At 74.0% G+C, this 7,302-nt stretch carries 7 protein-coding genes and 1 pseudogene; 2 read left to right on the top strand and 6 right to left on the bottom strand.

Features of this window, described 5'->3' with window-relative positions:
* Window positions 1-95 precede the first annotated feature (95 nt).
* Entirely contained in the window at window positions 96-1,319 is a 1,224-nt protein-coding gene (locus ABZY33_RS35700) for a macrolide family glycosyltransferase (protein WP_356495881.1), read from the bottom strand.
* A gap of 52 nt (window positions 1,320-1,371) precedes the next feature.
* Window positions 1,372-1,980 carry a dTDP-4-dehydrorhamnose 3,5-epimerase family protein gene (locus ABZY33_RS35695; RefSeq protein WP_356495880.1) on the bottom strand — a complete coding sequence of 203 codons (609 nt, stop codon included), beginning with the start codon at window positions 1,978-1,980 and terminating at the stop codon, window positions 1,372-1,374.
* 187 nt (window positions 1,981-2,167) lie between these two features.
* Between ABZY33_RS35695 and ABZY33_RS35690 the strand changes: the two genes are divergently transcribed.
* The gene (locus ABZY33_RS35690) at window positions 2,168-3,172 is read left to right on the top strand and encodes an NAD(P)-dependent oxidoreductase (RefSeq protein WP_356495879.1); all 1,005 of its coding nucleotides are present in this window, start codon (window positions 2,168-2,170) and stop codon (window positions 3,170-3,172) included.
* Between the two features lie 25 nt (window positions 3,173-3,197).
* Here the strand turns inward: ABZY33_RS35690 and ABZY33_RS35685 are convergent, their stop codons facing one another.
* From ABZY33_RS35685 to ABZY33_RS35670, 4 genes are all read right to left on the bottom strand, one after another.
* Window positions 3,198-3,989 carry an AfsR/SARP family transcriptional regulator gene (locus ABZY33_RS35685; protein WP_356495878.1) on the bottom strand — a complete coding sequence of 264 codons (792 nt, stop codon included), beginning with the start codon at window positions 3,987-3,989 and terminating at the stop codon, window positions 3,198-3,200.
* Window positions 3,983-4,987 carry a dTDP-glucose 4,6-dehydratase gene (gene rfbB / locus ABZY33_RS35680; RefSeq protein WP_356495877.1) on the bottom strand — a complete coding sequence of 335 codons (1,005 nt, stop codon included), beginning with the start codon at window positions 4,985-4,987 and terminating at the stop codon, window positions 3,983-3,985. Before rfbB ends, ABZY33_RS35685 begins: the two co-directional genes overlap by 7 nt.
* A 71-nt stretch (window positions 4,988-5,058) precedes the next feature.
* Window positions 5,059-6,306, bottom strand: a complete 1,248-nt coding sequence (locus tag ABZY33_RS35675) for an activator-dependent family glycosyltransferase (RefSeq protein ID WP_356495876.1) — start codon at window positions 6,304-6,306, stop codon at window positions 5,059-5,061.
* A gap of 11 nt (window positions 6,307-6,317) precedes the next feature.
* Complete coding sequence (locus ABZY33_RS35670; protein ID WP_356495875.1) at window positions 6,318-6,563, bottom strand: ferredoxin; 246 nt, start codon at window positions 6,561-6,563, stop codon at window positions 6,318-6,320.
* A 314-nt stretch (window positions 6,564-6,877) separates the two neighbouring features.
* Here ABZY33_RS35670 and ABZY33_RS35665 point away from each other — a divergent pair.
* A pseudogene (locus tag ABZY33_RS35665) lies at window positions 6,878-7,302 on the top strand (cytochrome P450); the annotation flags it as partial.

Here is a 7,302-nt window from a genome sequence, read left to right as displayed (position 1 = left end):
GCGGCGTCCGGCGGGAGCGCCCCGGCCGGCGGGGACGACGTAGGCGTGCGAGGTGAGGCACCGGATGGTGCCGGCCCCCCCTTGTTCAGCTGGGGTCAGCCCGCGGCTGGCATCGCCGGGGTCCGGGCGGCCCACTCCTCCAGCACGTCGGCGGCGCGGGTGGCGCCGCCCGCCGCGCGCACGGCGTCCCGCATCCGGGCGAGGGCGGCCGGTGCCGCCGGGTCGGCGAGCAGCCCGGCGACGGTGTCCGTGAGGTCCTGGGCGGTCAGGCCGGACCTGGGCAGGGTGCGCCCCACCCCGCACACCGCCAACCGCTCCGCGCTGAGGGCAAGTTCGTGCGCGCGGGGCAGGGCCACCACGGGTGTGCCGTAGGCCAGGGACTCCATCAGGCTGCCCATGCCCGCGTGGCACACGAACACGTCGGCGTGCGGCAGCACGGCGGGGTGCGGCAGCCATGAGTGGGCCTCGACGTGGGCGGGCAGCGGGCCGAGGAGGGCCGGTTCGGTGTCGCGGCCGAGGGTCATGACGACATGCCACTGCTCGGCGGGGAACGCCTGTGCGCAGAGCCGGAAGAAGTCGCCGCGGTCCGACGACTCCGTGCCGAGCGACACCAGGGCGACGCGGCGCCCGTCCGCGGGCGGCGCCCACTGGCCCGGTGCGGGCTCGGTGAAGGTGGGACCCACGAAGACGAACCGGTCGTCGAAGCTGTCCCCCTCGATCTGGAAGGCGCGCGGCAGGAAGACCAGGTTGCGTTCGTCCCACTCGGTGCCGTACCGGCCCATCTCCTCCAGGCCGATGCCGTGTTCGCCCATGAAGTCGATGAGCACCTTGGCGCCCTCGGCCATCAGCGGGTGCCCGGGGTCCCACATCTGGGCCCGCAGCGAGAACGTCTCGTTGGCGGCGTGGCTCGGGCAGACCTGTACCGGTACGGCGCCCAGGACGCGGGCGGCGACCCGGCCGGCGGCGACCGTCTCGAAGTCGTAGAGCAGGACGTCCGGCGGGTCGGCGGCGAGCGCGGCGCGGGCGGCGGGGAAGACGGTGCGGACCGTGTCGACGAGGAGGTCGTAGCCGTCGCGGGCGAGCCGGTCGGGGCTCGGGTCCGCGGCGCGGTAGAAGTCTCCGCGGGCCGACGTGTAGGTGACCGCGCGGGCGCCGCAGTCCTCGACGAGCGGCGCGAACCGTTCGTCGACGACGTAGGTGACGCGGTGGCCCCGGGCGATGAGTTCGCGGGCCACGCCCAGGGTGGGGGCGATGTGGCCGAAGTCCGCGAAGAGCAGCAGGGCGTAGTGGCGGGCGGGGGTGGGGGTGCCGGGCGGCATCGGCTCTCCGGTGGGTGTCGGCCGGCCCGGGGCGGGCCGGGCGGCCAGGGGGTCAGCGGGCGTCGTCGCGCAGCGCCTCGTAGTGCGCCAGGCAGTCCGCGTAGCCGGCCAGCAGTCCGGTGGAGCGGGCCTCGGCGACGGAGACCGCCGACGCGTCCTTCTGCGACATCAGCGGCGCTTCCGACAGCCCCCAGGGCAGGGCGAGTTCGGGATCGAAGGGGTCGATGTCCACCTGTGTGCCGGGCACGAAACCGGTGGAGCACAGGTACGCCACGCAGGTGTCGTCGGTGAGGGCGAGGAAGCCGTGGACGAGACCCTCGGCGACGAACAGGGTCTCCCCCGAATCGGCGGACAGCCGGTTCACCTCGTGGACGCCCCAGGTCGGGGAACCGACCCGCAGGTCCACGACGATGTCGAGGGCCTCGCCCCGCACCACGCTCACCACCTTGGCCTGTCCGGGCGGCAGCAGGGTGCCGTGCAGCCCGCGCAGGGTGTTGCGGCGCGAGACCGAGTAGTTCACCTGCGCCACGGGCACGGGCCGGCCGATCTCCTCGGCCAGCCGGTCGTGCCGGAACGACTCGTAGAAACTTCCTCGCTCGTCACGGAGCTGGTGCGGGGTGATGTGGTACGCGTCCGGCACAGCCGTCTCTCGAACCTTCATGGTGGCCCCACCGTAGGGCGTGCGGATCGAGGACCGATCGAGGACCGTCGGTGGCCGGCTCCACTCGACGCGGCCTCGCGCGATCCTCGAACGGCGGCTGCTTCAGTGGAGGTGTCATACCCGCGTGCCGGCGGGGCGGCACACGTTCGAGGGGCGCGCACCGCGCAGGACCGGGAGGAGACAGGCCATGGCGGAGGTCGGTGCGCCGGGACGGCCCGGGGCCGCGGACAGGTGGTCCGGGCGTGTGGTGGTGCTGGGGGCGACGGGGTTCGTCGGCCGCCATGTGGGCACCGCCCTGGAACAGGCCGGGTACGAGGTCCTCGCCGTGGCCCGGCGTCCGCGCAAGATGCCGGCGTCCTGGCGTTTCCACCCCATGGACCTGGTCGATTCCGGGCCCCGGGCGCTGGTCGAACTGATCGACGAGACGGCTCCCGTGGCGGTCGTGAACGCCGCGGGTGAGGTGTGGTCACCCACCGCCGACCGGATGCGCCGCAGCAACCAGCTCCTCGTGGACCGTCTGCTCGCGGCGCTCGCCGCGGCGGGCCCCCGGCCGCGCCTCGTGCAGCTGGGTTCGGTGCACGAGTACACGCCGCAGCCCCCTGGGGTGTGGCTGACCGAGTCCTCGCCGGAGGAACCGGCCAACGACTACGGACGGACGAAGCTGCAGGGGACCCGGGCGGTGCTGCGGGCCGTCGGGACGGGCGCCGTGGACGCGGTGGTGCTGCGCCTGTCGAACGTGATCGGCGCCGGCACCCCGCGCGGCAGCCTCCTCGGGCACGTGGCCGCGCAACTGCTCGACCAGGCGGCGCAGGGCCTGCCCCCGGAGGTGCGGGTCTCTCCGCTGCGCAGCAGCCGGGACTTCGTGGACGCGCAGGACGTGGCGCGGGCCGTCGTGGCTGCCGTGCGCGCCCCAGGCGCCACCGGGCACGTGGTGAACATCGCGAGCGGCGCCTGGCAGCCCGTCCGGTCCATGGTCGACCTGCTGATCTCGCTCAGCGGCCATCCCGCCCGGCTGGTGGAGCGGCCCGTCGCGGGCGCGCGGGCGCTGCCGGACACCGACTGGATGGCCGTGGACGTGTCGGCGGCGCGTACGGTCCTGGGCTGGGAGCCGCGGCGTACCGCCCGGGACATGGTGGAGGACCTGTGGCGGGCCGCCGCGGAGCAGCACGAGGGGCCCGCCGCCCGTGCGTGAGCGGCCGGCCGCGGGCCGGTCCGCGTCAGCCGGGCAGCAGATCCAGGTCGGCCGTGCTGACGGCGTCGGTCAGCACGTGCTGGCGCAGCCGCTGCAGCCCTGGTGAGGGGTCGAGGCCCAGTTCGTCCCTCAGCTGCGCGCTCAGCCGCTGGTAGACCGCCAGCGCCTCGCTGCGTCTGCCACACCGTTCCAGGGCCATGATCAACGTGCCCTGGAACCACTCGTGCAGCGGATACGCGCAGGCCAGTTCCTTGAGTTCGCCGACGAGTTCACGGTGCCGCCCGAGGCGGAACCCGGCGGTGATGCGCAACTCCTGGGCCTGTAGGTGCAGTTCCTCCAGACGCAGGGTGTGGCCGTGCAGCGCGGGGCCGTGGGCGACGTCCGCGAACGGCGGCCCGTCCCACAGGAGCCGGGCCCGGTCGAGGAGGACGACGGCGCCGGCCGGATCGTCGTCGGCCAGGGCCGCCCGCGCCTGGTGTACGCAGAGCGTGAACTCCTCGGCGTCGCACTCCCCCGGCCCCACCCGCAGCACGTAGCCGTGGGCCCGTGTGGCGAGCGGGCCGTTCTCGCCGGGGCCCGGGTCCTCGCCGCCGTGCAGCGCCTTGCGCAACTGGTACGCGTAGGTCTGCACGGTGGCGGTGGCGCTGCGCGGCGGGTGGCCCGACCACAGTTCGGCCGTGAGCACCGAGAGCGGGACGACGCTGTTGCGGCGGGCGAGCAGCACGGCGAGGACCTGGCGGACCTTCGGCGCGGTGGGGGTGACGTCGCGGCCGCCGGCCGACGCCCGCAGCGGGCCGAGGGTGCGCCAGGTCAGCACGGCGCGGTCCCCGTGGTCTTGTCCGGGCGCATGGTGCGGTCCCCCACGCGGGGGTTGTCGCGGTACCAGGCGACCGTCTCGGCGAGGCCCTCGACGAAGTCCTTCTGCGGCTTGTAGCCGACTTCGACATGGGCCTTGCGCCAGTCCACGGAGTAGCGGCGGTCGTGTCCCTTGCGGTCGGTGACGTACTCGACGCTGTCGGGGGCGGCGCCGCACGCCTCGATGAGCAGGGCGGTCAGGCCGCGGTTGTCGAGTTCGGTGCCGCCGCCGATGTTGTAGATCTCGCCGGCCCGGCCGCGGGTGCGGACCAGTTCGACGGCGCGGATGTGGTCGTCGACGTGGAGCCAGTCGCGTACGTTCAGGCCGTCGCCGTAGAGCGGGACCTTCTTGCCCGCGAGGAGCCGGGTGACGAACAGCGGGATGATCTTCTCGGGGAACTGGTGGGGCCCGTAGTTGTTCGAGCAGCGGGTGACGCGGACGTCGAGGCCGTGCGAGCGGTGGTAGGCCAGGGCGATGAGGTCGCTGGCGGCCTTGGACGCGGCGTACGGCGAGTTGGGGTCGAGGGGCTGGTCCTCGGAGCAGGAGCCCACGGCGATGGAGCCGTAGACCTCGTCGGTGGAGACGTGCACGAACCGGTCGATGCCCCGGCGCAGCGCGGCGTCGAGGAGGGTCTGGGTGCCCAGGACGTTGGAGCGCACGAACTCGGTGGCACTGGCCAGGGACCGGTCCACGTGGGACTCGGCGGCGAAGTGCACGACCTGGTCGTGCTCGGCCATCAGTGCGTCGGCCAGGTCGCTGTCGCAGATGTCGCCGACGACGAGCCGGTAGCGGTCGCTGTCCGCCACCGGGTCGAGGTTGGCCGGGTCGGCGGCGTAGGTGAAGGCGTCGAGGACGGTGACCGTGACGTCGTCCGGGCCGAGGGGCCCGAGGAGCGTGCGGACGTAGTGGGAGCCGATGAAGCCGGCCCCGCCGGTCACCAGGATGCGTGTCTTGCTCATCTGGGTGCGGCGCGTCACCGGGCGTGCCGAGCGGGCGCCGTCCTCCTTCCTCGTGGATGTACCGGGGTGGTTCAGCGGGCCGCGACGAGCCGTTCCAGTTCACCGACGACGGCGTGCGGGGTGGGCAGGGCCGCGGACTCGTCGCGCAGCCGGCCCGCGGCGGCGGCGTAGGAGGGGTCCTCCAGGAGCCGGCGGGTGAGGTCGGTGACCCGCTCGGGGGCGGCGTCGGTGTGGTGCAGGAAGAGTCCCGCGCCGCTGTCCTGGAGGCTTCGGCCGCGCAGTTCCTGGTCGGCGACGAGGGTGGACAGGGCGAGCTGCGGCACGGCGTTGACCAGGGCGGTGGAGAAGCTGCCCCAGCCGCCGTGGTGGACCACCGCGGAGCAGGTGGGCAGCAGGGTGCTCAGCGCCACGCCGCTCGCGGCCATGACGTTGGGCGGCAGGTTGTCGAGCCGCTCGGCCTGTTCGGGCATGAGGGCGGCGACGATGTCGGCGTCGAGACCGGACAGGGCGCGCAGCAGGTCGGCGATGTCGACGTAGTCGCCGCCGTAGGCCTCGGTGTTGGTGCGGCCGAGGGTGACGCAGACGCGGGGCCGCTTGGGCTGCTCGCGCAGCCAGTCCCACTGCACGGCCGTGCCGTTGTAGGGCACGTACCGCATGGAGACCTGGTGCAGGTCGCTGGGCGGGCGCAGGCTCTCGGGCAGTGTGTCGAGGGTGAACTGGCCGTTCAGCAGTTCCTCGTCGCAGGAGACGCCGTAGGCGCGGCCGCGCTCGTCGATCCAGTCGGCCAGCGGGTCGGCCCGCTGGTCCTCGGGGACGTCCCGGGCGAGCTCGACGAAGGTGGCGCGGGCCTGGCCGTACACGTCGGCGCACCACAGCAGGCGGGCGTGCGCGGCGCCGCAGGCGCGGGCCGCGATGGCGCCCGCGTAGGCGATGGGGTCGCGCACCACCAGGTCGGGACGCCAGTCGCGGGCGAGCGCGACGAGGTCGTCGACGATCGGGTCGTTGTAGCGGGCGAACCCGTACGGGACGCTGATCGAGTAGCGCTCGACGAGGCCGGCGTGGTCGACGTCGCCGTAGCCGAGGCGGCTCCAGTTGGCGACGTCGGCGTCCTGGGAGTCCCGGGCCACGGCCATGTCCCGGTGGACGCCGGGATCGGCGCCGACGGGCGCGGCCACCAGGCCGGCGCCGGTGACGGCTGCGTTCAGGGACGGGGTGTTGGCCATCAGGACCTCGTGCCCGGCGGCCGTCAGGGCCCAGGCCAGCGGCACCATCGTGTAGACGTGCGACTTCTCCGGCAGGCCGGCGAACAGGACGCGCATGGGTTCCTCTCCTAGTCGGATCCGCGGGGGCGCCCCGGGGCGGTGTGCACGCTGCCCGGCAGGGGTTCCTCGGTCACGGATATGGCGCTCAGCGGGCAGGAGTCGGCGGCGTCCCGCACGGCGGGGGCCTGCGCGGCGTCGGCCGTCTCGACCAGCAACAGCGCCATTCCGTCGGCGCGTTGGTCGAAGACCTCGGGGGCGATCAGCGCGCACTGTCCGGCGCCGATGCACTTGTCGTGGTCGATCGCGATGTCCATGCGGGCCTCCTGCGCGCTCGCCGCTTCGACGGGATGCCGGAGCGAGCCCATCTTGCGGTGCCGGCGCGCGGTTCGGCCGCGCGCGGACCGCTGACTGGGGTTTCTGCCAGATATTGGGCCGGGCCGCCGGACCGGAGGGTGCCGGGCGAGGCCGCGGGCGGCCAGGACGCGGTGAATCCCTAGACTGCGCGGCCCGCGCTGGCCCGCCGCGCGGTCGCCGTGCTGGAGTGACCGGGCGACCGGACGAGCAGGGCCCTTCTGACGGATCTCCGTGGCCGAAGCCGTCGTACGACACCTGTGAAAGGGGAACCTGGGTGGCACAGCAGAGCACCTCGGACGTGCTGGACCCGGCGCCCGGGGCGGACTCCTCCCTCGAACGCCCGCCGGCCGTGGACCCGGACGGCGGCGCCGCCCTGCTGGCCTGGGCGGCCCGGATGCGCGCGCAGCGGCCGGTGTGGCGCGACGGCGGCGGCAACGTGCACGTCTTCCGCCACGCGGACGTACAGCGGATCCTCGCCGATCCCGCGACGTTCTCCTCCGACACGGTGGGCCGGCTCTCCGGCGGCGAGAAGCAGGCCCCGCGCGGCACGCTGCTGCTCCTCGACCCGCCGCTGCACGGCAAGATGCGCCGCCTGGTCAGCCGGGCGTTCACCCCGGGGCTGATCGCCAGTCTCGAACCGTGGATCACCGAACTGACCGGGCAGCTCCTGGACACCGCCGCCGGGGACGCCTTCGATCT

The sequence above is a fragment of the Streptomyces sp. NPDC006552 genome, from assembly GCF_040611655.1.
Lineage (GTDB): Bacteria > Actinomycetota > Actinomycetes > Streptomycetales > Streptomycetaceae > Streptomyces.
The sequence above is the reverse complement of the archived record's forward strand: the minus strand, read 5'-3'. Positions and strand labels throughout refer to the sequence as shown.

Coding starts and splice junctions, on each gene's coding strand:
- rfbB (WP_356495877.1), bottom strand. CDS start 4,987: ATGAGCAAGACACGCATCCTGGTGACCGGCGGGGCCGGCTTCATCGGC.
- ABZY33_RS35690 (WP_356495879.1), top strand. CDS start 2,168: ATGGCGGAGGTCGGTGCGCCGGGACGGCCCGGGGCCGCGGACAGGTGG.
- ABZY33_RS35700 (WP_356495881.1), bottom strand. CDS start 1,319: ATGCCGCCCGGCACCCCCACCCCCGCCCGCCACTACGCCCTGCTGCTC.
- ABZY33_RS35670 (WP_356495875.1), bottom strand. CDS start 6,563: ATGGACATCGCGATCGACCACGACAAGTGCATCGGCGCCGGACAGTGC.
- ABZY33_RS35695 (WP_356495880.1), bottom strand. CDS start 1,980: ATGAAGGTTCGAGAGACGGCTGTGCCGGACGCGTACCACATCACCCCG.
- ABZY33_RS35675 (WP_356495876.1), bottom strand. CDS start 6,306: ATGCGCGTCCTGTTCGCCGGCCTGCCGGAGAAGTCGCACGTCTACACG.